Genomic DNA, 20,885 nt, shown 5'->3' with positions numbered 1-20,885 from the left:
AGTAAGCTATGATGCAGCTGGTGTTTCTTGGGGGCGGCCTCGCTCTCCCTCGAATGCCGGAGGAACGGGACATGGCCGTAGCGCTTGTACTCGTTTTGATCGTTGTGGGCTCAGTGTTGTTTCACCTCCTGAGCCCATGGTGGTGGACGCCGATTGCCTCGAACTGGGCCTATATCGACAACACCATCATCATCACCTTCTGGATCACTGGCGTCGTCTTCGCCACCGTCGTGCTTTTCATGGCCTATTGCGTGTTCCGCTTCCGTCATCGGGAAGGCAATCGCGCGGCGTACGAACCAGAGAACAAGCGGCTCGAATCGTGGCTGACGATCGTCACCGCCGTTGGGGTCACGGCGTTGCTGGTTCCCGGCCTGTTCGTCTGGAGCCGGTTTGTTACGGTTCCAAGCGACGCGACAGAGGTCGAGGTCATTGGCCAGCAATGGCAGTGGAGTTTCCGCCTGCCCGGCAAGGACGGCAAGCTCGGCACATCAGAAACGCGCGATGTCAGTGCCGACAATCCGCTAGGGGTCATCCCCAGCGATCCCAATGGTCAGGACGATGTCGTGGTCGAAGCGGCCGATCTGCATCTGCCGGTCGGCAAACCGGTCAAGATGCTGCTCCGCTCCATCGATGTGCTGCATGATTTCTATGTGCCGGAATTCCGCGCCAAGATGGACATGATCCCGGGCTCGGTGACCTATTTCTGGTTCACCCCGACCAGGACCGGAACCTTCCAGGTCCTGTGCGCCGAACTTTGTGGCCAGGGACATCCGATGATGCATGGCGTCGTCATGGTCGATACCCAGGAAGATTATGTGGCCTGGCTCGGCCAGCAGCAGACTTTTGCACAATTGTCGGCCCCCCAGAAAACGGGCTCGGCAGACGACAGGACGGGACAGACGGCGGCGCCGGGTCCCGAAATTGCAGCAAGGCTCGAAACGGTCGGGTCTCGCTGAAAAGGACACGGAGGTGTTCCTATGGTCGACATCACGCCTGCAGATGGCATCCCGCCGGCCGAAGTCGCGGAAGTGGAACTCTACCATCCGCACAGTTGGTGGACCAAATACGTCTTCTCGCAGGACGCCAAGGTCATCGCCGTCCAGTATTCGGCGACGGCAACGGCAATCGGCCTGGTCGCCCTGGTGCTGTCCTGGCTGATGCGACTTCAGCTTGGCTTTCCCGGTACGTTCGACTTCATCACCCCGGAAGCCTACTACCAGTTCATCACCATGCACGGCATGATCATGGTGATCTACCTGCTCACCGCCCTCTTCCTCGGCGGCTTTGGCAACTATCTGATCCCCTTGATGGTCGGCGCGCGTGACATGGTCTTCCCCTATGTCAACATGCTGAGCTACTGGATCTACCTGCTCGCCGTGCTGGTTCTGGTGTCGAGCTTCTTCGCACCCGGCGGACCGACGGGGGCCGGCTGGACGCTCTACCCGCCGCAGGCCATCATGAGCGGGACGCCAGGCGGCCAGGACTGGGGCATCATCCTGATGCTCTCCTCGCTGATCCTGTTCATCATCGGCTTCACGATGGGTGGCCTGAACTATGTGGTGACCGTGCTGCAGGGCCGCACGCGCGGCATGACAATGATGCGCCTGCCGTTGACCGTCTGGGGCATCTTCACCGCGACCGTCATGGCGCTGCTCGCCTTTCCGGCGCTGTTCGTCGCCAGCGTGATGATGCTGCTCGACCGCGTCCTGGGCACCAGCTTCTTCATGCCGGCGATTTCCGAGATGGGCGAGCAACTGCCGCACAATGGCGGCAGCCCGATCCTGTTCCAGCACCTGTTCTGGTTCTTCGGCCATCCCGAGGTCTACATCGTGGCGCTGCCGGCCTTCGGCATCGTATCCGACCTGATCAGCACCCATGCGCGCAAGAACATCTTCGGCTACCGGATGATGGTCTGGGCCATCGTCGGCATTGGCGCGCTCAGTTTCGTGGTCTGGGCGCACCACATGTATGTCAGCGGCATGCACCCCTATTTTGGCTTCTTCTTCGCCACCACGACGCTGATCATCGCCATCCCCACCGCCATCAAGGTCTACAATTGGGTGCTGACCCTGTGGCGCGGCGACATCCATCTCACCATACCAATGCTGTTCGCCCTGGCCTTCATCGTCACCTTCGTTAATGGCGGGCTGACCGGCCTGTTCCTCGGCAATGTCGTCGTCGATGTTCCGCTATCCGACACAATGTTCGTCGTCGCCCATTTCCATATGGTCATGGGCGTCGCCCCGATCCTCGTGGTCTTTGGCGCGATCTACCATTGGTACCCGAAGGTCACCGGCCGGATGCTCAACGAAACGCTGGGCCGGTTCCATTTCTGGGTCACCTTCCTCGGCGCCTACCTGATTTTCTTCCCCATGCACTACCTCGGCCTGATGGGCGTGCCGCGACGCTATGCTGAACTGACAGACATGACGATCATGACGGAGTCGGCCCATCACCTGAACTCGTTCATCAGCGTCATGGCGTTCATCGTCGGTTTCGCCCAGATGGTGTTTCTGTTCAACCTGATCTGGAGCGTCCGCCATGGCCGCGAGGCCGGCGGCAATCCGTGGCGGGCCACGACCCTCGAATGGCAGACGCCGCAAACACCGCCGGCCCACGGCAATTTCGGCAAGGACCTGCCGATCGTCTATCGCTGGGCTTATGATTACAGCGTACCGGGCGCCAAGGAGGACTTCATCCCGCAGAACATGCCGGGCTCCTTCGGTCCCTCAAGGGAGCCGGCATGAGCGTCATCCTGGTCTTCCTGCTTGTCATTGCCGGTTTTGCCGGATGGTGGCTTTCGCACCAGGGGCTGATGACGAAGCCATGGCTCGAGCAAGGTCTGGCCGGTGACCTTGTCGGCCTCGATCGGTCGGCCCTGCCAACCGCCAAGATCGGCCTCGGCGTTTTCCTAGCGGTCGTCGGCTGCCTGTTCGCGCTCTTCACCAGTGCCTACTTCATGCGGATGGCGGTGCCGGACTGGCAGCCGTTGCCCCTGCCGCGTCTGCTCTGGCTCAACACCGGCGTGCTGGTCCTGAGCAGCGTGGCCCTGCAATGCACCTCGGTTGCCGCGCGCAGGGGCCAGATCGACACCGTCAGGCTCGGCCTCGCCACGGCCGGGCTCACTGCGTTCGCCTTCCTGGTCGGACAGTTCATGGCATGGCGGCAGCTGACCGCCGACGGTTATTTCCTGGCCTCCAATCCGGCAAACAGTTTCTTCTACCTGATAACCGGCATGCATGGCCTGCACGTGTTGGGAGGGCTGGTCGGCCTGGGCAGGACCACCACGAGCGCCTGGACTGGAACGCGGCCGGAACGGCTTCGCCTCGGCGTGGAACTATGCGCCATGTACTGGCATTTCCTGCTTTTCGTCTGGCTTGCCATCTTCGCGCTGCTGGCCGGCTGGGCCGCGACGTTCATCGACATTTGCCGGCAGTTGCTGACCTAAGGGGATCAAGCGGATGGGAGAGACACTGACGAATATCGGCCAGACGGAGCCACGGCCCACGGGCTGGCAAGGCATTGCCGCCGATTGGTCCTCGGATCAGCGCGCGTTCAAGAACGTGTCCTGGGGCAAGGCCATGATGTGGATCTTCCTGCTCAGCGACACCTTCATCTTCGGTTGCTTCCTGCTCTCCTACATGACCGCGCGCATTTCGACACGCGTGCCGTGGCCCAATCCGAGCAAGGTCTTCGCTCTGCGTATCGGCGGCTCGGAGATCCCGCTGATCCTTATTGCCATCATGACCTTCGTGCTGATCTCAAGCAGCGGAACAATGGCCATGGCGGTCAATTTCGGCTACCGCCGCGACCGCCGCAAGACAGCAATCCTCATGCTTTTGACCGCGGCGCTCGGCGCGACCTTTGTCGGCATGCAAGCCTTCGAATGGACCAAGCTGATCACTGAAGGGGTACGGCCCTGGGGCAATCCCTGGGGTGCCGCGCAATTCGGTTCGTGCTTCTTCATGATCACCGGTTTCCATGGAACCCATGTGACGATCGGTGTGATCTTCCTGATCATCGTGGCGCGCAAGGTCTGGCGCGGAGATTACGACACCGGACGGCGCGGCTTCTTCACCAGCCGCACGGGCCGCTACGAGAACGTCGAGATCATGGGGCTGTACTGGCACTTCGTCGACCTGGTCTGGGTGTTCATCTTCGCTTTCTTCTATCTTTGGTGAGAGGCAGACATGGCTGAAGCAACCGCAAACGGCCTCGGACAACACACACTTCATGCTGGTCACGCACATGAGGCGCCGGCGGCCGTCGCCCGTGCCGACGCGCATCAGGAACATCCGATCAAGCTCTATCTGGTGGTCTGGGCGTGGCTGTTCATCCTCAGCACCTGCTCCTACCTGGTCGATTATTTCGGCCTCCACGGCTATCTCAGATGGTCGCTGATCCTGATCTTCATGATCCTCAAGGCAGGGCTGATCGTCGCCGTCTTCATGCATATGGCCTGGGAACGGCTGGCGCTGGCCTATGCGATCATCCTGCCGCCGATACTGGTGCTGGTGTTCGTGACAATGATGGTCTTTGAAGCCGACTACACGCTTCTCACCCGGCTGGCATTTTTCGGAGCCGGACCCTGACGCACAAACCGCATTCAGATCTTGCCGCCACGACTCGAACCATCGGCAGCTTGTCCATTTAGTACCGGAAACGACATAAGGAGAGTGATTGCCCTCGTTTCCCCACGCATCGCGAACTCCGGCAAAGGGAGGCCAAGATGACGATCGCAACCAGACTGAAGGACTTTATCGACGAGAAGGGAGTTTCATACGACACAGTCGCCCACCATCGCACGTCCACCAGCAGACAGTCCGCCATTGCGGCGCATGTACCCGGCAGCATAGTGGCCAAATCGGTCGTTGTTCACCACGAACTCGGCTATGCGCTGGCCGTGGTTCCCAGCACCCACAGGATCGAGCTCGGCACATTGCAGAGCGTCATGGACAAGCGTCTCGGACTAGCCTCCGAAGACGAGGTGACCTCGCTCTTCGCCGATTGCGACACCGGCGCCATCCCGCCGATCGGCGCACCTTACGATGTGCCGGTGATTGTCGACGAAAGCCTTGGTGATGCCGCCGACATTTACTTCGAAGGCGGCGACCACAGAACGCTCGTGCATGTCAGCGGCGAGGATTTCCGCAACCTGACGATGGGCGCATACCGCGCCCGCTTCAGTCACCGGGCTTACTGACGGCTTCGATCAAACCCGCTCCGGCACCCTGAGCAATTCCAGGAAAAGTGTGATCGGTTTTCCGTCCGGATTGCGTTAAAACAAAGAGATAGAGCATTTTGCCGTTTCCGTGAAACGGTAAAATGCTCTGGCCGGTGCGGTGAGGCAGACGTCCTCAGCGCGCCGGTCTGGCTGGCGGCTCGACAACCTTGCGGTAGACATGCCAGGTGGCGTGGCCAAGGATCGGCAACACGACGGCGAGCCCGACGAACACCGGCAGCGAGCCGATGATCAGCCCGGCGGCGACGATCAGCCCCCAGACAGCCATCACGATGGGGTTCGCCAGGACCACGCGCACCGAGGTGTGGATCGCTTCATAGGCGCCGACATCGCGGTCGAGCAACAATGGGAAAGCGACGACCGTCGTGCACAACACCACCACGGCAAAGACAAAGCCGATGGCGTGCCCCAGTATGATCAGCGTCCAGCCGCGTCCGGTGGCAAATATCGCGTTGATGAAGCTGGATATCGATTCCGGCGGAGCCGGGCCGAAAAGATACTCGTAGAACATCTTCGCCGTCAAAAGCCACGTGATGAAGATTGCGAACAGCATGATCCCTACCGCGGCGATGGCCGGCAGCGCTGGAGAATTCCTGACCTCGAAAGCGTGCCTCCAGGAGGTGTCGAGTCCGGCTTCCCGTCTACGGCTGATTTCATAGAGTCCAATCGCCGCGAATGGGCCAACCAGCGCAAAACCGGAAACCAGCGGAAACAACAACGGCAAAGCATTGGCGCCTGAAGTCCAGGCGGCGAGCACGACGCCCACGAGTGGATAGATCAGGCAGAGAAAGATGATATGCGACGGTTTGACCATGAAATCATCGACGCCCCGCTTGAGCGCGTCAAAAAGGTCGGAAACAGCGATTTTTCGAATTTTGGTATGTTCCAGCGTCTCGCTGGCGCCTGCTATCACATGAAAGCTTGCCATGACCGTTCCTCCAGACCGGGTCCGGAAAGGTCGCGATTTAGCGGTGCTGCCGTCTGCGGGACTGGCCACGCAAAACCGCGACCTGCACCGCTGCCAATATACTCTCTTGTGAGAGGCTTGTCGCCCGTTGTCGGCACGGACAGGCCCCCGAGTTGCACCGCTGGCTCCGGAGGCCCTTCTTCGATATGCTCATGCCGCGCTACGTGTCCGTTTTGGGCACGCAATGATGCTGGACCACTTGGATTGGCGCATGGTCCTTTGCGAGCCGGAAATCGGCGAAGCAGAGCCGATCCCGATCTTCAGGACCATGCACTGGGTCGAAGGCGAAGGTCATGGACGCAAGGACGCTTCTCATACTCGGCCTTGGCATAATCATTCTGCTGTTGCTGGGATTCTGTGCGCTGCCCTCGTGACAGCACTGCAGCGTCTTCGCTACGGCACTTGCCGACCCGCCAGAGCGGCTCGCGGATGGCGATCTGCGCTCAAACCCCGGTTGGGATCAGCGCGCGCATGGCAATGGTGTCGGCAAGCAGCGCGGCGAAGATCGCGAAAAGATAGAGGATCGAATAGGCAAACAGCGCCTTGGCGGGTTTCAGCTCCGTTTCGGAAGCGGCCAGAACCTTCCAGGAATGCCAGATGAAACCGGCGCCCAATGCGGCCGAGGCGATTCCGTAGTAGCCGCTGGCGAATCCGAAGAGCCAAGGCAGCACGCCGACCGGCGCCAGGAGCAAAGCATAGGCAAGGATCTGCCTACGCGTCGAAGCAGGGCCGGCCACATTCGGCATCATCGGAATGCCGGCGGCGGCGTAGTCGCCAACCTTGAACAGCGCCAGCGCCCAGAAATGCGGCGGCGTCCACAGAAAGATGATCAGAAACAGGATGAGGCTTTCAACGCCGACGGCGCCAGTCGCGGCGGCCCAGCCAATGACAGGAGGAAGGGCACCAGCCGCGCCGCCGATGACGATGTTCTGCGGCGTCGAGCGCTTCAGCCACATCGTGTAGATGACGATGTAGAAGAAGATTGTGAAGGCCAGCAGCGATGCGGCAAGCCAGCCTACCAATACGCCGAGTGTCATGACCGAGAGCGCGGAAAGCACAAGGCCGAAGCCGAGAGCTTCGCCCGGCGTGACGCGGCCCGACGGAATCGGCCGCTTTGATGTGCGCGACATCAGCGCGTCGATGTCGGCGTCGTACCACATGTTGAGGGCCCCGGCCGCGCCCGCTCCGATCGCAATCGCACCGATTGCGATCACGGCGATGACGGGATTCATCGCGCCAGGCGCCACCACCAGGCCGACGAACGCGGTGAATACGGCAAGCGCCATGACCCGCGGCTTCAAAAGCGCGAAGAAATCGGCCGCCGTCGCTTCCGAGAGGCGGATGGCGGTATCCTTGAGGCGGCTTTCCCTAGTCGACATCTCGGACGACCACCGTTGGTATCAGGCAAGCTGGGCCACACTGTCCTTTGATCCGGATAGGGTCACGGTAGAACAGGACGTTGGACGGATGGCGGAGGAGCCAGGTCACTTGGAGAAGGTTTTCAGATAGGCAATGACGTTGGCCACGTCTGCATCGTTCTTGAGGCCGGGAAACGTCATCTTGGTGCCTTTGACCATGGCCTTGGGATCGTGAAGGTAGGTCGTCAGCGTTGGCTCGTCCCATTTGACGCCGGATTTGCCGGCCGCGATCATGGCATCGGAATATTTAAAATCCGGATGCGTACCGGCCGTGCGGCCGATGACGCCGTGCAGCGATGGACCGATCTTGTTCTTGTCCTCGTTTACGATGTGGCAGACTTGGCATTTGGTGAAGACCTTCTCACCAGCCGCGGCATCCTGTGCCTGCGACGGATGCGTGATGAAGATCGTAACGGAGACAGCGGCGAAAAACGCTATAGCGCGCATGGCATTTCCTCCCTGACCGCCATTCATGCCTCGGACGATCGCGCCCGGGCAAAATATCTCTGCCCAGTGGAATTGCGGTACTTACATACCATGGAATCCAGGCGAAGGATAGAAAAAGCCAAGCATTGCGGAGGTTTAGAACCCGGGCGCGCTCAAGGCGGATCGGTCCGGCAGCTTCCGGCGATCTGCTCGACCGCCTCTTCGAGGCCCGCAAGGTCGAAATCCGCCTGGCCGCGGCCTGACAACAAGCCGAACCGCCAGGAAAGCGACAGGCGGCTTGCGGGAACAAGGCGCTTGATGCCGTCGGCGCCGTCGCGCACCAGCATTCGCCCGCGTGACCCGACCGACCAGCTCTCGTCGAACTTGCCGCCGCCGTCGACGGTGACCGACATGGTGATCTTGCGGCTGGCCGAAACCCCGTCATTCAACTGCAGCCATTCGGTCCAGCGCGGTTCGCCGTCGGCCCGGCAGGCAATGGTCAGCACCGGGCTGTAGCTCAAGGCGCCGCCGCCCGTGATCAGCTTGTTGGTGCCATGAAGCGAAGCGGTAACAAGGCCGTCGTCGTCCGTGCCGAAGCGCCACTCGCCCGCAAGCGCGTCGGCTTGGGCGAGATCACAGGCAAAGGCCAGAACGAGCGCCAGGGCGACGGCGCGCCCCGTTTCGAAGAATAGGCTCAACGCCCCCTCCAGGAACCACACGGTTTGCAGCAGCAGCGCAGATAATGATCAACGCCAGGTATCGCCAAGTGCCGCTTCCCGCAAAGCGAATCGGCTGTTGCAGTTTCGCAACGAAAAAGGCCGCCTCGAGGGCGGCCTTCGTCGATTCCATTTAAGCTCGGGAACTTATTCTGCGTCCTTGGCGGCTTTTTTCTTCGGCGCGGCCTTCTTCTTCGGCTCTTCGGCCTCGTCGCCTGCCTCGCTCGCCTTGGCTTCAGCCTTCTTGGCAGCGACCTTCTTCGCGGGCTTCGCCTTGGTCGTGGTTTCCGCGTCCTCGTCGTCGGCCATCAGTTCTTCCTTGCTGACCTTGACGTCGGTGACCGAGATCAGGCCGAGCAGGTGATCGACCACCTTCTCCTCGAACATCGGCGCGCGCAGCGCATTGAGCGCCTCGGGATTGCTGCGGTAGAACTCGAAAGCTTCCTGCTGCTGGTTGGCCGGAAAGCGGCGAACCTGCTCGAACAGACCGCGCTGCAATTCCTCGTCCGATACGGTGACACCGGCCTTCTCGCCGATCTCGGCCAGCACCAGGCCGAGGCGCACGCGGCGTTCGGCAAGGCGCAGATATTCGGCGCGAGCTTCTTCCTCGGTCGTCTCTTCGTCGGCGAAGGTGCGGCCGGCGGCTTCCAGGTCGCGGGTGACCTGGGCCCAGATGTTGTTGAACTCGGCATCAATGAGCTTCGACGGTGCCTCGAACGAATAGGCGGCATCTAGCTGGTCGAGCAGCTGGCGCTTGACCTTCTGGCGCGTCATCGAGCCGAACTGGTTCTCGATCTGGCCGCGCACGATCTCACGCAGGCGCTCCAGCGATTCCAGGCCAAGGTTCTTGGCGGTCTCGTCGTTGATCTCCAGTTCGCCCGGCTTCGACACTTCCTTGACGGTGACGTCGAAGGTGGCTTCCTTGCCGGCCAGATGGGCCGCCTGGTAATTTTCCGGGAAGGTCACGGTGACCTGCTTTTCGTCACCGGCCTTGGTGCCGATAAGCTGGTCCTCGAAGCCCGGAATGAACTCCTTGGAGCCCAGCACCAGCGGCTGGTCGGTGCCGGCGCCGCCGGCAAAGGCCTCGCCGTCGATCTTGCCGACATAGTCGATGCTGACGCGGTCGCCTTCGGCGGCCTTGCCGGTCTTCGGCTCATAGCTGCGTGCGGATTCGGCAACGCGCTTGACCTGGTCGTCGATCTCGGCGTCCGGCACGTCGAACACCTGACGCGTCACCTTGATGTCGGAGAAATCCTTGATCTCGATCGCCGGGATGACCTCGTAGTTGAGGCGGAACTCGAAGTCGGTGCCGCCGGCCAGGATCTTCTCGGCTTCCTTCTCGTCCTCGGTCATGATGACCTCGGGCTGCATGGCGGCCTTTTCGCCGCGGCCCGTGATGATCGAGCGGGTCGAATCGTTGAGGATCTCGTTGACCACTTCGGCCATGAACGACTTGCCATAGACCTTGCGCAGGTGCTGCACCGGCACCTTGCCCGGCCGGAAGCCGTTGATGCGAACCTTGTTGCGAGCGTCCGACAGCCGCGCCATCAGCTTGGCTTCCATGTCACCGGCCGGCACGGTGATCTTGATCTCGCGCTTGAGACCGGAGTTGAGCGTTTCGGTGACCTGCATCGTAAAACCTTTGTTTTCACCAATGAGACTGCCACGGCCTCTGCCGTTTACAGCCTGCCGGTATAATCTTGCCGGGAATGGCTTTTGGTACGGAACCTGGCGATTTGACCGAAATTACGGCTCAAACTCTCCCAAACTGCGTTCCAAAATGTGAATAAGTTCTTGTTTTTCCTACTTCTTTTCACATTCTGTAGAAGCGGATCGTCGCGTCCCGTCACATTCGACACGCCTTTTGTCACAGGCGAGCCCAATTTTCAACCATCTTCGCGTTTAGGCGAATAACCAACATTTCGGCCCTGACCCGACATCTTGTCTCCGACATTGACAGAATGATGGCTACATGGGATTGCCGGACAATGCGGATGTGGCGGAACTGGTAGACGCCCTGGATTTAGGTTCCAGTGCCGAAAGGCGTGGGGGTTCGAGTCCCTTCATCCGCACCACCGACCTTGGCTGTTTTATTCTGCCTCTTCCTGATCCTGACACTGTCTTTCCTCCGCGCGGCCATGCGCCCGTCGAGAATCCTACTGATTGATCGCTGAGAATAGCCGGCAATGGGATCAACCCATTCGCCAAGAAACGGCGGGGTCATATGACGCTTGATTACTGGAACAAGGCGCACATCTGTGGGTTGCTCTCGGTTCGCTTCGGGCTCACGAGCTACCTTGAAATCAACACGAGCACCACTGGCTTCAGATACGCGGAAGCACGGCAATTGGGTTTTCAGCCCTGCATGCGCCTGGTGTATCGGACGACAGAGCTGCCGCTCGATGGCCTCCCTGTCGATTTCTCCTCCGCCGACGACGATATCGCGGCATGTCTCAAGGACGCGCGCCTGAAGGGACAGACGTTCGACCTTGTGTTCGTTGATCCGCATCACACATACGAATGCTCTGCGCGAGATATCAGGGAAGCTTTCCGCATGGTCTCGCCTGGCGGTGCGGTGGTGGTACATGACTGCCTGCCCCCTCACCGGGCTGCAGCCAATCCCTCCTTTTTCGACGGCGAGTGGTGCGGCGTGACCTACAAAGCATACATCGATTTCGTGCTGGGCAATCCGGATCTCGACTATTTCACCGTCGATGCCGATTACGGCTGTGGCATCATTCTGAAACCCATCGGGATTGGCGCGAAGATAAAGAACTGGCTGCGCGCCCGACGCGTTCGCGAGTTGAAGGGCGAGTGGCAAGCAATCGGAGATGATTTTGACGCGGCGTTCGACAAGCTTGTGACCGACAAGACAAGACTTCTGCGCCTTGTCGATTTCAGCCTGCTTCGCAGAAAGCTTAGCTGAAAATTCTGTCACCCATTCGCATGGATGCCGTTCGCGGCAGTCGCTCGCAGCGGCGACGATACCAAGCCATGGCAGACGCCCTGGATCTGGGTTCCAGTGCCGAGGGTGTGGGGTTCGAGTCCCTTCATCCTCATCACCCTTCGCTCTGCGAGCTTCGGGTAGCAGGCCACCTGAAGCCGTTAGATTTAAGCCGTTCGATTTAAAGAGTTGTGGCGACGCTAGCTTCCGATGGCCTCGTCAATGACCGCTATCGCGTCGACTTCTATGAGGTAGCCTGGGGACATTATCGCCACCCCGACCACCACATTGGCTGGTTTGTGATCTCCAAACAGCGAAATCTGCGCTTCTTCGATGATCGGAACGTGTTCATCGCGCCTGTAATCGACAATGTAGATCGTGATCTTGCAAACCTGCTCGGGCCGCGCGCCTGCCGCACGGAGCGCCCGGCCGAGATTGGCGAATGCCAGGCGCGCTTGCGCCGCGAAATCACCGTGCCCGACCAGCTTGCCGTTTATGTCTTCTGGCTGCTGACCCGAGACGAATACCAGCTTGGACCCCGTCGCGACGACGACCTGCGTGTACATCTCTGGAACTGGCAGATCATCGGGGTTGATGAGTTCGAGCGGCACTGAACAATCTCCTGCTTCTGTCTGCTGAAATCGACATTGGTGATCACCGCGTCGCCGGCATATGGCAGAGACAGCGGCAATAGGCGCGGCGATCAGCGGTATGGCCCCGCGAATCTGCGGGCGACGACCCGCTGGCCAGGGCGCCGATTGGGCTCAACGTCATGGATACGGCTGACGCAGTGCATCTCGCATGGGGTGTCCGGGGATGATTGATCAATCGACGGCATACTGTCAATTGATCCGGGCCGGCGCGCTGTGGAGCACCCACATGTCGCCGGAGCATGCGGATGCGACGGAACCGTTAGACGCCCAGGATTCAAGGTTCCGATGCCGAAAGGGGTAGGGATTTGCGTCCCTTCATCCGCGTCATTTCTTTTCGGCCAATGACCGCTCCGAATAAGATCAAACTTTCAAAGAAGGCCCTTGAAATAGTTTGTTGACAGGTCCTTACTTGCAGCAGGCAGGTTGGGGCTCTGTCGGGCTGTGCGTGTAGTTTCTCTAGTTCTGGCGGTAGGGTCAATTGTCGCGGCAGCAACATGTAAGGTTGAGGCCCTAGAATACACGCCTGCTTCGTCTCCAGGGCGACAGCCGTTTCTTGTTGTTTCCGGCGAGTTCAAAGACAATGAACCCCTGAACGCTTTTAGCAACGCGGTTGCGAGCAGCGGGGTCCGGATGATCGTATTCAACTCCCCCGGCGGCAACGTCGGCAGCGCGCTTCGGTTGGGGCGCATGATCCGCGCGGCAGGGTTGGATACGCTTCAGCTTCGCCAATTGCAGTGCGCTTCAGCCTGCTCGCTGGCCTTCCTGGGTGGCGTCCACCGTGTTGCTGAACCAGGTTCGATCGGCGTTCACCGGGCTTGGTTGAAACCGGCTGACGGGATGTCCAGAGAAGAGGCACAGGCCCGTGTCCAGCTCGGAACGGCCGCAATCACATCCTATGTGGTCGAAATGGGAGTGGACCCCGAACTGATTAAATTGGCTTCGAGCTACGACAAGCATGACATAAGATACCTATCGGCCAGCGAAATGGCAGAATTGCGTGTGACCAATGTCGAAGCGAACCAATCGCCCGCGGATACATCGCAGGTGTCGACGAGGCCAGATCCAGCGCCTGTGCCAGTGCCTGCACCCGACGCAAGGCAACAGGCGGAGAGCGCTGCGGTCGCCTTCATCAAGGACCTCATCGAGCATCATGGCGACAACGACGACTTCGCTCTTGCTCAAGTTCAGGCGTCCTACGCTCGCACGGTCGACTATTATGGCAAGCTGACGAACCTGAGTTCAATCATTCAGGACAAGAGGAACTATTACCGGCGATGGCCTGAACGCGTATATAACGTCCGCAATGACAGCATTGTGGTCACCTGTGCAAACGATCGCTGCATGGTTTCGGGTGTCTATGACTGGGTTGTGCGCAGCCCCTCGATACACAAGCAGGACAAAGGCGTATCAAACTTCAGCTACACAATATCGAGTGGTCCCTATCCCAAAATCATCGCCGAGACGAGTAAAGTCCGGAGTTGATCCGTGGAGTTCTCCCTGAGTCAATGAACATAATTGCGAAAAATCTGTCTGGCTATTTCGTATAGCGGCACACGCGCCCTCCGGTGGGACCGGCATCCATCGTTATTAATATAGCGGTTCCTCGAACAGCGTCTTGTCGCCGTCGACCAATGCCTTGATCTGCGCGGTGCCGTCGCTGGCAAGCGCAAGCCTTATCCCGAACGGGCGAACCCGCATGTCGTTCTGGATCGCCATCCCCTTGCCTTCCGGCAGGTAGAACCGCTCGATGCCGTAGTCCGGCGCGATGGTCATGCCCTCGCTGCGCAGATCCCAGCCTTCGGCGACATGGCCCGCAATATCGGCCTCGTCGGCGGCGGCCGGTGTCGGCGCCTTGCCGAACCAGGCAATGGTCGGTGTCCAATAACCGTCGGCGTCCTTTTTCAGCCGGACCACGATCGACGTATCGTCGCTTGAGAATTTGCCGGCGGGAATGTTGGCGATCATTTTCACCGGAATGCGCGAAATCGCGTAGCCGAGGATGATATAGTCGCCGCGCAGCAGATCGCGCGGATCGACGGGTTCGATCTTCAGCAGCACTTCCTTGCCGTTGCGCAGGATCGCCGCCCGGCCGGCGATGATCCAGCTCAGGAACCCTATCTGGACGAGCGCCAGCACCAGCGCCGAGATAACAAGCTTCTTTCCGGTTATCATGCCGTGGCTCCTCCCGTTGCCGGATCCTTCATGCGTTTTTCGACGCGGATGATGATGATCGCCAGGATGCCGAGCAGCACCGCGGCGGCAAGGAAGAAGCCGGCTGTGTCGAGCATCGACTGCAAGGTCACGACATAGATGATGGCGAGTTCGAAGGCGAAGCCGAGATAGGCAAGCCAGCGCAGGCCTCGGCTCTCCCGTCCCGCCAGCACGATGGCGGCGACGATGCCGGCCAGCGCGACGACCGAGGCAATGCCGAAACCGCTATTGTAGGTGCTTTCGTCAGCCAGTTCGAACTGGATGATGGCGAGCCCGGTTAGGAAGCCGAGCAGCGCGTGCAGGGGCAAGCGGCCGCCAAGCTGCACGATCCTGTCGACCGGTTCCGGTGCGAAGACGGCAGCCGCGAACAGCACGGCGGAGACGACGACCAGAGGGATCGCCACCGGCAACGTCGCGTGATTCCCGGCCAACAGCACGAGATAGAAGAGCAGCGACAGGATGATCAGGTGCCGCGCGGCCTGGCTGCGGGTCCAGAACGAGACGGCGAACAGCACGATGGCCATGGCGACAAAAGCATGCGGAAAGTTGCTGCGGCTGTAATAGTCGAACCCTTTCAGGAACAGCCAGGCGTCGGCGATGCCGACCGAAGCGACGGTCAGCGGGTTCGACCGCAACGCAACCGCCGCCAGCGCCGTACCGGCACCCCAGGTGACGAGCGCGGAAGCCTCGTCGCCGGACAGATGATACATCTGGCCGATCAGCGCGATCGAACCGCCAAAGGCAGCAGCCGCCACGATCCAGAGCGCTTCACCGATCGCCGCATGGTCGCGCGTCTTCAGCACCGCGCCGCCGACATAGCCGCCAAGGATGATGGCAAACAGCGCCGCGACCCGCGCCAGCCGCGGGATGGCGTCCCAGTTGGCGGCGACGAAGATCAGGATGGCCGCCCCAAACAGCAGGGCCGCCATCATGGCCAGGATCGAACCGAAGCTCAGTGACTTGCGCGTATTGGCCTCGACGTCACGCGCCAGTGCATCGGCCGTCGCGGCGTCGATCAGGCCTGCCTGAAGCCACCGCGCAATGTCGGATCTGACCCGTGTCGAATAGCCCGCCATGTCCTGCCTCCCCCGCTAGGTCGTTTTTTCAGCCGAAGCAGCCAAACCGTTGACGCGACGGCACTTTCCGATTCTGGCTTCTTTGTGTCAGGTCCGTGAAGGCGCGTTAATGTTGCATTGCACAATTTGCATTGCTGCCATGCAGCCATAGCGCTTTTAAATCGATATGAGCCCGCCTATTTATGGTTCGTACACAAACGGAATGATCCGCAAGAAAGACGAAACGAGAACTACCATGAACCTGATCCGCAACTATCGCAACTGGCGCCGCTACAGGGACACCGTGTCCGAGCTGAGCCGCCTGAGCAACCGCGAACTGACCGACCTCGGCATCAGCCGCAGCGACATTCCTTACGTCGCTCGTAAGGCGGTCTAATTCTTCGGACCGCGAATGGTCCGAACAAGTTTCTGAAAAGAGAACGACAATGAACCTGATCCGCAACTATCGTAACTGGCGCGTATATCGCGAGACGGTTACCGAGCTGGGTCGCCTTTCGAACCGCCAGCTGCACGATCTCGGTATCGTCCGCGACGAAATCAAGATCATCGCCCGCCGGGCGATCTAACGGAATTTCGCTGGGGTCGACCTCCTCCCCGACCTCCAGCGAACGGTCAGCCCTTATCCTCCTCCCGAGGGTTGACCACCAAAACGGCGCCCGCCGCACCTCCTCCCGCGGCGGGCGTTGTTCCCCGGAGCAAAACGAATTTTGCTCCAAAGGGTTTTGCCCCTTTTGAAAGATAGCAAAAGAGATTTCGTCAAAGCCGACCTCCTCCCCGGCAATGACGAATAGGTCCGACCTTCACCTCCTCCCGAGGGTCGGCCAACCAAACGGCGCCCGCCGCACCTCCTCCCGCGGCGGGCGTTGTTTCCCCGGGGCAAGACGATTTTTGCTCCAAAGGGTTTCGCCCCTTTTCAAAACGCGAAAGAGATTTCGTCAAAGCCGACCTCCTCCCCGGCGATGACGAATACGGTCGATCTTCACCTCCTCCCGAGGATCGACCCCCAAAACGACACCCGCCGGACCTCCTCCCCCGGCGGGTGTTGTTGTTTTCAGGGCAGGCTTTCCCGATCAAGCATTCCCGTTACCGCCGTGCGGCAATTGCAATCGCCGCCCCAAGCGATTATTTCGGCGCTCATGAGCAAAAATCCTATCCACATCATCGGCGGCGGTCTCGCCGGCTCCGAAGCCGCATGGCAGGCGGCACAAGCCGGTGTTCCCGTCGTGCTGCATGAAATGCGCCCGGTTCGCGGCACGGACGCGCACAAGACCGATGGCCTGGCCGAACTCGTCTGTTCCAATTCCTTCCGTTCCGACGACGCCGAGAACAACGCGGTCGGCCTGCTGCACGCCGAAATGCGGCTGGCCGGCTCGCTGATCATGAGCGCCGGCGACGCCAACCAGGTGCCGGCCGGCGGCGCGCTCGCCGTCGACCGTGACGGTTTCTCCGACGCCGTGACGAAAAAGCTCGAGGCGCACCCGCTGATCACCATCCAGCGCGAGGAAGTTCCCGGCCTGCCGCCGGCGGACTGGGACCAGGCGATCATCGCCACGGGACCGCTCACCGCCCCATCGCTTGCCCAGTCGATCGCCGAGGCGACCGGCGCCGATGCGCTCGCCTTCTTCGACGCCATCGCGCCGATCATCCATTTCGACACGATCGACATGGATACCTGCTGGTTCCAGTCGCGCTACGACAAGGTCGGTCCCGGTGGCACCGGCAAGGACTACATCAACTGTCCGATGGACAAGGAGCAGTACCTTGCCTTCGTGCAGGCGCTGATCGACGGCGAGAAAACCGAATTCAAGCAGTGGGAAGGCACGCCCTATTTCGACGGCTGCCTGCCGATCGAGATCATGGCCGAACGCGGCGTCGAGACGCTGCGCTACGGGCCGATGAAGCCGATGGGCCTGACCAATGCGCACAATCCGACGGTGAAGGCCTATGCCGTCGTCCAGCTGCGGCAGGACAATGCGCTGGGCACGCTCTACAACATGGTCGGGTTCCAGACCAAGCTCAGGCATGCCGAGCAGGTTCGCATCTTCCGCACTATTCCGGGCCTGGCAAATGCCGATTTCGCCCGCCTCGGCGGCCTGCACCGCAACACCTACATCAATTCGCCGACGCTACTCGACCACTCGCTGCAGTTGAAGTCGCGCCCGGGCTTGCGCTTCGCCGGTCAGATCACCGGCTGCGAGGGCTATGTCGAAAGTGCTGCCATCGGCCTGCTCGCCGGCCGCTTCGCCGCCGCCGAGCGGCTCGGCCATGCGCCGTCCCTGCCGCCGCTCACCACGGCCTTCGGCGCGCTGCTCAACCACATCACCGGCGGCCACATCGTTTCCGACGACGAGCCAGGCAAACGCTCCTTCCAGCCGATGAATGTCAATTTCGGCCTGTTCCCGCCGGTGGAAGCGGTGAAGATCGACGGCAAGCGCCTGCGCGGCAAGGACAAGACCGTCGCAAAACGGCACGCCATCACGTCGCGCGCGCTGGGCGATTGCCGGCAATGGCTGGGGCTGCCGGCGCAGGCCGAGGCAGCGGAATAGCAAAGCCTTCGGGAGCCACCCAATGGAATCCCCCGAAAAATTGTCCGTCACCGTCACGCCTGCCATGACGCGCATGATCCGCGAGAAAGTCGAGGATGGGTCCTTCGGCTCGGCCAGTGAAGTCATTCGCGCGGCGCTTCGCGCTTTTCGGCGCGAAGAGGAAGAGCACGCCGAGCGGATGGCCTCGATCCGGGCGCGGGTCAAGGCCTCGATCGAGGACACGAGACCGAACCTTTCTGGAGAGAGGTTCGCGACCGGCTTAAGAAATTCGCCGAGCAATATTCGAGCCGCGTTGATGATTCGGCGGCTTAACGTTGAGTACCGCGAAAGCGATGGCGGTTCGAGCGAGCCCTCTTAGCAGCCAAGCAGCTATTCCGCCGGCTCGGCGCCCGACACCGGCAGCCCCGGCTTCCCCGCTTCGCTGGGATTTCGCCTGACATAGGCGACCTTCAAGCTTTCCGAAGTGTCCCGCGAGCCGTCATGGCTCCAGCCGGGCGGCTTGATCAGATAGTTGATGCGATCGCTGAGCTTAAGCCCCGGTGCGAAGGCATCCCTGAACATGCCGATCCACTCGTGGAACGCCACCTTCAGAGGGTTGAAGGTGCCGAGATTCTTGACGATGCCGTAGCGCGGCCGGTCCTCCTCCAACTCCTCCACGAAGGTGCCGAACATGCGGTCCCAGATGATCAGCGTGCCGGCATAGTTGGCATCGAGATAGCGCGGGTTGGTGGCATGGTGGACGCGGTGGTGCGAGGGCGTGTTGAAGATGAACTCGAACCAGCCCCACATCTTGCCGATGGTCTCGGTATGTATCCAGAACTGCCAGACCAGGTTGAAGCCGAAGGTGAAGGCAATCACCGCCGGGTGAAAGCCGAGCAGCACCAAAGGCGCCTGCAGCACGAACATGAAGGTGAACAGGCCCGTCCAGCTCTGCCTGAGCGCCGTCGACAGATTGTAGTGCTGGCTGGAGTGATGGTTGACGTGCTCGGCCCACACCCAGCGCACCCGGTGCGCGATGCGGTGATAGATATAGTAGCGCAGATCATCGAGCAGGAAGGCGGTTTGGAACACCCAGACCGACAGGCCGAGATTGAAGACGCGGAACTGCCACAGCCATAGCAGCGCCCAGTAGGACACCACGCCAAGCAGCAGCCCGGCGACGACATTGCCGGTGCCCATCATCAGGCTGGTCAGCGTATCGCGGGTCTCGAACGAGCCCTTGGCACGGCCGGTGCGAACCAGCCAGAGCTCGATCAGGATAGCGGCGACGAAGAACGGAATGGCCAGCTGGGTGACCTGCGGAAAATCATAGCTGTCCATCACGCGGCCTCCCTAGCGGCATCTGATTGGCGTGCTTCAAGAGCCTTCAGCAGGGCCTGCGCATCGCCGGCACTGGCAAAGCGGAAGTGGCCGCCCTTCCACGTGAAGTCCTTCAGCCGCATCAGAATTGTGTTCGTCTCGTCGGGACTGGTCACCGAGACATCCGCGGCCGTGACGATCCGCGTCAAGAAGCAGTCGCCGATGCTGTGGACGATGCCGGTGCGCCCTCGCCCAAGGTCCAGGAATGCCGTTTTGGCATCCGCCGTCAGGCGAACCGTTGCGACGATCTCGTCGGGAAAATCCTCGGCGAAACGCCGCAACGCCTGATCCGGATCGGCCAGCGTGGCCGTCCTGCTGCCGCCGGTGAAATGCACCGCGGCAACCGACAGCGCAATGCCAAGGACGACGATCGCGACCAGAACGGGCAAGCTCATGGACTTCCTCCAGGCCGGCCTGTCATCTCTGGCGACAGTTCCCGGCACGGCCGAGTCCTTAGCACGATTGACGTTTACGTCAAAGTGCCGGCCAGCCCTTGCTTGCCCGCCGCACCAGCAGCCAATGCCGGCGCAAGGCGGACAGCCGCACAACGCCGTCGAGCAGCGAATGGCGCGCGCCTTCCATCCTGTCGAGATAGGCGCGCGACAGTGCCAACGGCAGGAATGCCGGGCGCAAGGTCACAGGCAGCGCCGCGGCGCCCCGCTCGAAAGCGGAAAGATGTTCTCGCGCGAGCGCAATCATCGCCGCCACGGCGCGCTGCGCGCCAGGCCCGCCATCGCCGGCAACAAACTCCTCCGGCGTCGATCCCGCCGCCGCCAGGACGTCGGCCGGGAAAAAACACTGCCCGCGCTTGCGGTGCAGCGGCAACAGAAGCAGGAGGCCGGTCATGGCCTGCGCACAGCCCGCCCTGCCCGCCAGTTCGGCAAAGCGAGGCGCCTCGACGGGATCGAGCACCATTGCCGCAAGCTGGATCAGTGCGGCCGCCGTCTCGCCGCAATAACCTTCCAGGTCGGTGCGTGACGGCATCGGATCGTCATAGAGATCGAAGATGCGCGCCTCGAGCATGTTGTCGAACGCCAGCTTGGGCAGGTGATGGCCGGAAATTGTCGCTTTCAGCGCGTCGGCGACGGGATGGCCGATGGCTGCGCCATCATTGTCGGCGGCGATGAGGTCACGCCACCATTGCAGCCGCACCTCGCCCGGCAGCGCTTCATGAATGCGGTCGCGTATACCGGCGATTTCGGCATTGAAAGCGTAGAGCGAAAACAGCGCGTCGCGCTTGTCGGCCGGCGCGTAGAGTGCCGTCAGATACCGGTCATGGTCGGCGGCGCGCACCGCGTCCATGACGATTTTGGCATTTTCGGACATA

23 protein-coding genes and 1 tRNA gene are annotated in these 20,885 nt (G+C 61.0%); 13 read left to right on the top strand and 11 right to left on the bottom strand.

Going from position 1 to position 20,885, the window contains the following annotated elements; translation table 11 throughout:
* The first annotated feature begins 71 nt into the window (after positions 1 to 71).
* The 6 genes from coxB (at position 72) to QQK95_RS25405 (ending at position 5,203) form a co-directional block, all read left to right on the top strand.
* Positions 72 to 956 carry a cytochrome c oxidase subunit II gene (coxB, locus tag QQK95_RS25430; RefSeq protein ID WP_284277143.1) on the top strand — a complete coding sequence of 295 codons (885 nt, stop codon included), beginning with the start codon at positions 72 to 74 and terminating at the stop codon, positions 954 to 956.
* 21 nt (positions 957 to 977) lie between these two features.
* Positions 978 to 2,747, top strand: coding sequence for a cytochrome c oxidase subunit I (ctaD, locus tag QQK95_RS25425; RefSeq protein WP_284277142.1), 1,770 nt, complete (start codon positions 978 to 980; stop codon positions 2,745 to 2,747).
* On the top strand, positions 2,744 to 3,448 hold the full coding sequence (locus QQK95_RS25420; RefSeq protein WP_284277141.1) for a cytochrome c oxidase subunit 3: 705 nt from the start codon (positions 2,744 to 2,746) through the stop codon (positions 3,446 to 3,448). The genes ctaD and QQK95_RS25420 overlap by 4 nt, the downstream gene beginning before the upstream one ends.
* A 13-nt stretch (positions 3,449 to 3,461) precedes the next feature.
* Positions 3,462 to 4,181, top strand: a complete 720-nt coding sequence (locus QQK95_RS25415; RefSeq protein ID WP_284277140.1) for a heme-copper oxidase subunit III family protein — start codon at positions 3,462 to 3,464, stop codon at positions 4,179 to 4,181.
* 9 nt (positions 4,182 to 4,190) lie between these two features.
* Positions 4,191 to 4,592: a cytochrome C oxidase subunit IV family protein gene (locus QQK95_RS25410; protein WP_284277139.1), complete on the top strand. Its 402-nt coding sequence runs from the start codon at positions 4,191 to 4,193 to the stop codon at positions 4,590 to 4,592.
* 137 nt (positions 4,593 to 4,729) lie between these two features.
* Positions 4,730 to 5,203: an aminoacyl-tRNA deacylase gene (locus tag QQK95_RS25405; protein WP_010909864.1), complete on the top strand. Its 474-nt coding sequence runs from the start codon at positions 4,730 to 4,732 to the stop codon at positions 5,201 to 5,203.
* Positions 5,204 to 5,357: 154 nt separating this feature from the next.
* On the opposite strand, the gene QQK95_RS25400 is transcribed toward QQK95_RS25405, so the two are convergent.
* The 5 genes from QQK95_RS25400 to tig form a co-directional block, all read right to left on the bottom strand.
* The gene (locus QQK95_RS25400) at positions 5,358 to 6,170 is read right to left on the bottom strand and encodes a DUF2189 domain-containing protein (RefSeq protein WP_284277138.1); all 813 of its coding nucleotides are present in this window, start codon (positions 6,168 to 6,170) and stop codon (positions 5,358 to 5,360) included.
* A 482-nt stretch (positions 6,171 to 6,652) separates the two neighbouring features.
* A complete protein-coding gene (locus tag QQK95_RS25395) occupies positions 6,653 to 7,588 on the bottom strand; it encodes a heme o synthase (RefSeq protein WP_284277137.1) in 936 nt (311 codons plus the stop codon).
* A 105-nt stretch (positions 7,589 to 7,693) separates the two neighbouring features.
* Positions 7,694 to 8,074, bottom strand: a complete 381-nt coding sequence (locus tag QQK95_RS25390) for a c-type cytochrome (RefSeq protein WP_284277136.1) — start codon at positions 8,072 to 8,074, stop codon at positions 7,694 to 7,696.
* Positions 8,075 to 8,226: 152 nt separating this feature from the next.
* Positions 8,227 to 8,751: a hypothetical protein gene (locus QQK95_RS25385; protein ID WP_284277135.1), complete on the bottom strand. Its 525-nt coding sequence runs from the start codon at positions 8,749 to 8,751 to the stop codon at positions 8,227 to 8,229.
* A gap of 165 nt (positions 8,752 to 8,916) precedes the next feature.
* A complete protein-coding gene (tig, locus tag QQK95_RS25380) occupies positions 8,917 to 10,401 on the bottom strand; it encodes a trigger factor (protein ID WP_284277134.1) in 1,485 nt (494 codons plus the stop codon).
* A 358-nt stretch (positions 10,402 to 10,759) separates the two neighbouring features.
* Between tig and QQK95_RS25375 the strand changes: the two genes are divergently transcribed.
* Positions 10,760 to 10,844, top strand: a tRNA-Leu gene (locus QQK95_RS25375).
* A gap of 149 nt (positions 10,845 to 10,993) precedes the next feature.
* Positions 10,994 to 11,695 carry a class I SAM-dependent methyltransferase gene (locus QQK95_RS25370; RefSeq protein WP_284277133.1) on the top strand — a complete coding sequence of 234 codons (702 nt, stop codon included), beginning with the start codon at positions 10,994 to 10,996 and terminating at the stop codon, positions 11,693 to 11,695.
* Positions 11,696 to 11,913: 218 nt separating this feature from the next.
* On the opposite strand, the gene QQK95_RS25365 is transcribed toward QQK95_RS25370, so the two are convergent.
* Entirely contained in the window at positions 11,914 to 12,324 is a 411-nt protein-coding gene (locus QQK95_RS25365; RefSeq protein ID WP_284277132.1) for a RidA family protein, read from the bottom strand.
* 672 nt (positions 12,325 to 12,996) lie between these two features.
* Here QQK95_RS25365 and QQK95_RS25360 point away from each other — a divergent pair.
* Positions 12,997 to 13,848 carry a COG3904 family protein gene (locus QQK95_RS25360; RefSeq protein ID WP_284277131.1) on the top strand — a complete coding sequence of 284 codons (852 nt, stop codon included), beginning with the start codon at positions 12,997 to 12,999 and terminating at the stop codon, positions 13,846 to 13,848.
* 105 nt (positions 13,849 to 13,953) lie between these two features.
* Here QQK95_RS25360 and QQK95_RS25355 read toward each other — a convergent pair whose 3' ends face one another.
* Both QQK95_RS25355 and QQK95_RS25350 read right to left on the bottom strand, forming a co-directional pair.
* Entirely contained in the window at positions 13,954 to 14,538 is a 585-nt protein-coding gene (locus QQK95_RS25355; protein ID WP_284277130.1) for a GDYXXLXY domain-containing protein, read from the bottom strand.
* Positions 14,535 to 15,653, bottom strand: a complete 1,119-nt coding sequence (locus QQK95_RS25350) for a DUF2157 domain-containing protein (protein WP_284277129.1) — start codon at positions 15,651 to 15,653, stop codon at positions 14,535 to 14,537. Before QQK95_RS25350 ends, QQK95_RS25355 begins: the two co-directional genes overlap by 4 nt.
* Before the next feature lie 235 nt (positions 15,654 to 15,888).
* Here QQK95_RS25350 and QQK95_RS25345 point away from each other — a divergent pair, with 235 nt between their 5' ends.
* The 4 genes from QQK95_RS25345 to QQK95_RS25330 all read left to right on the top strand — a co-directional run bounded on the left by QQK95_RS25345 (position 15,889) and on the right by QQK95_RS25330 (position 18,557).
* Positions 15,889 to 16,029 (top strand): DUF1127 domain-containing protein, encoded by a 141-nt coding sequence (locus QQK95_RS25345; protein ID WP_013531315.1) that lies wholly within the window; start codon positions 15,889 to 15,891, stop codon positions 16,027 to 16,029.
* A 49-nt stretch (positions 16,030 to 16,078) separates the two neighbouring features.
* Positions 16,079 to 16,219 carry a DUF1127 domain-containing protein gene (locus tag QQK95_RS25340; protein ID WP_019858543.1) on the top strand — a complete coding sequence of 47 codons (141 nt, stop codon included), beginning with the start codon at positions 16,079 to 16,081 and terminating at the stop codon, positions 16,217 to 16,219.
* Between the two features lie 570 nt (positions 16,220 to 16,789).
* A complete protein-coding gene (gene trmFO, locus QQK95_RS25335; protein WP_284277124.1) occupies positions 16,790 to 18,199 on the top strand; it encodes a methylenetetrahydrofolate--tRNA-(uracil(54)-C(5))-methyltransferase (FADH(2)-oxidizing) TrmFO in 1,410 nt (469 codons plus the stop codon).
* Positions 18,200 to 18,221: 22 nt separating this feature from the next.
* Positions 18,222 to 18,557, top strand: a complete 336-nt coding sequence (locus tag QQK95_RS25330) for a type II toxin-antitoxin system ParD family antitoxin (protein ID WP_284277123.1) — start codon at positions 18,222 to 18,224, stop codon at positions 18,555 to 18,557.
* Between the two features lie 11 nt (positions 18,558 to 18,568).
* Here QQK95_RS25330 and QQK95_RS25325 read toward each other — a convergent pair whose 3' ends face one another.
* The 3 genes from QQK95_RS25325 to QQK95_RS25315 form a co-directional block, all read right to left on the bottom strand.
* On the bottom strand, positions 18,569 to 19,519 hold the full coding sequence (locus tag QQK95_RS25325; protein ID WP_284277122.1) for a sterol desaturase family protein: 951 nt from the start codon (positions 19,517 to 19,519) through the stop codon (positions 18,569 to 18,571).
* Positions 19,519 to 19,953, bottom strand: coding sequence for a hypothetical protein (locus QQK95_RS25320; protein WP_284277121.1), 435 nt, complete (start codon positions 19,951 to 19,953; stop codon positions 19,519 to 19,521). Before QQK95_RS25320 ends, QQK95_RS25325 begins: the two co-directional genes overlap by 1 nt.
* Before the next feature lie 79 nt (positions 19,954 to 20,032).
* Positions 20,033 to 20,884, bottom strand: a complete 852-nt coding sequence (locus tag QQK95_RS25315; RefSeq protein ID WP_284277120.1) for a phytoene/squalene synthase family protein — start codon at positions 20,882 to 20,884, stop codon at positions 20,033 to 20,035.
* Position 20,885: the final 1 nt, after the last annotated feature.

Source organism: Mesorhizobium huakuii (assembly GCF_030160235.1).
GTDB lineage: Bacteria > Pseudomonadota > Alphaproteobacteria > Rhizobiales > Rhizobiaceae > Mesorhizobium > Mesorhizobium huakuii.
This window is presented reverse-complemented; position numbering and strand designations above follow the sequence as displayed.

Bases quoted from the DNA above. Each gene is read 5' to 3' on its own strand.
- coxB (WP_284277143.1), top strand. From the start codon at position 72: ATGGCCGTAGCGCTTGTACTCGTTTTGATCGTTGTGGGCTCAGTGTTG.
- ctaD (WP_284277142.1), top strand. From the start codon at position 978: ATGGTCGACATCACGCCTGCAGATGGCATCCCGCCGGCCGAAGTCGCG.
- QQK95_RS25420 (WP_284277141.1), top strand. From the start codon at position 2,744: ATGAGCGTCATCCTGGTCTTCCTGCTTGTCATTGCCGGTTTTGCCGGA.
- QQK95_RS25415 (WP_284277140.1), top strand. From the start codon at position 3,462: ATGGGAGAGACACTGACGAATATCGGCCAGACGGAGCCACGGCCCACG.
- QQK95_RS25410 (WP_284277139.1), top strand. From the start codon at position 4,191: ATGGCTGAAGCAACCGCAAACGGCCTCGGACAACACACACTTCATGCT.
- QQK95_RS25405 (WP_010909864.1), top strand. From the start codon at position 4,730: ATGACGATCGCAACCAGACTGAAGGACTTTATCGACGAGAAGGGAGTT.
- QQK95_RS25400 (WP_284277138.1), bottom strand. From the start codon at position 6,170: ATGGCAAGCTTTCATGTGATAGCAGGCGCCAGCGAGACGCTGGAACAT.
- QQK95_RS25395 (WP_284277137.1), bottom strand. From the start codon at position 7,588: ATGTCGACTAGGGAAAGCCGCCTCAAGGATACCGCCATCCGCCTCTCG.
- QQK95_RS25390 (WP_284277136.1), bottom strand. From the start codon at position 8,074: ATGCGCGCTATAGCGTTTTTCGCCGCTGTCTCCGTTACGATCTTCATC.
- tig (WP_284277134.1), bottom strand. From the start codon at position 10,401: ATGCAGGTCACCGAAACGCTCAACTCCGGTCTCAAGCGCGAGATCAAG.
- QQK95_RS25370 (WP_284277133.1), top strand. From the start codon at position 10,994: ATGACGCTTGATTACTGGAACAAGGCGCACATCTGTGGGTTGCTCTCG.
- QQK95_RS25360 (WP_284277131.1), top strand. From the start codon at position 12,997: ATGATCGTATTCAACTCCCCCGGCGGCAACGTCGGCAGCGCGCTTCGG.
- QQK95_RS25355 (WP_284277130.1), bottom strand. From the start codon at position 14,538: ATGATAACCGGAAAGAAGCTTGTTATCTCGGCGCTGGTGCTGGCGCTC.
- QQK95_RS25350 (WP_284277129.1), bottom strand. From the start codon at position 15,653: ATGGCGGGCTATTCGACACGGGTCAGATCCGACATTGCGCGGTGGCTT.
- QQK95_RS25345 (WP_013531315.1), top strand. From the start codon at position 15,889: ATGAACCTGATCCGCAACTATCGCAACTGGCGCCGCTACAGGGACACC.
- QQK95_RS25340 (WP_019858543.1), top strand. From the start codon at position 16,079: ATGAACCTGATCCGCAACTATCGTAACTGGCGCGTATATCGCGAGACG.
- trmFO (WP_284277124.1), top strand. From the start codon at position 16,790: ATGAGCAAAAATCCTATCCACATCATCGGCGGCGGTCTCGCCGGCTCC.
- QQK95_RS25330 (WP_284277123.1), top strand. From the start codon at position 18,222: ATGGAATCCCCCGAAAAATTGTCCGTCACCGTCACGCCTGCCATGACG.
- QQK95_RS25325 (WP_284277122.1), bottom strand. From the start codon at position 19,519: ATGGACAGCTATGATTTTCCGCAGGTCACCCAGCTGGCCATTCCGTTC.
- QQK95_RS25320 (WP_284277121.1), bottom strand. From the start codon at position 19,953: ATGAGCTTGCCCGTTCTGGTCGCGATCGTCGTCCTTGGCATTGCGCTG.
- QQK95_RS25315 (WP_284277120.1), bottom strand. From the start codon at position 20,884: ATGTCCGAAAATGCCAAAATCGTCATGGACGCGGTGCGCGCCGCCGAC.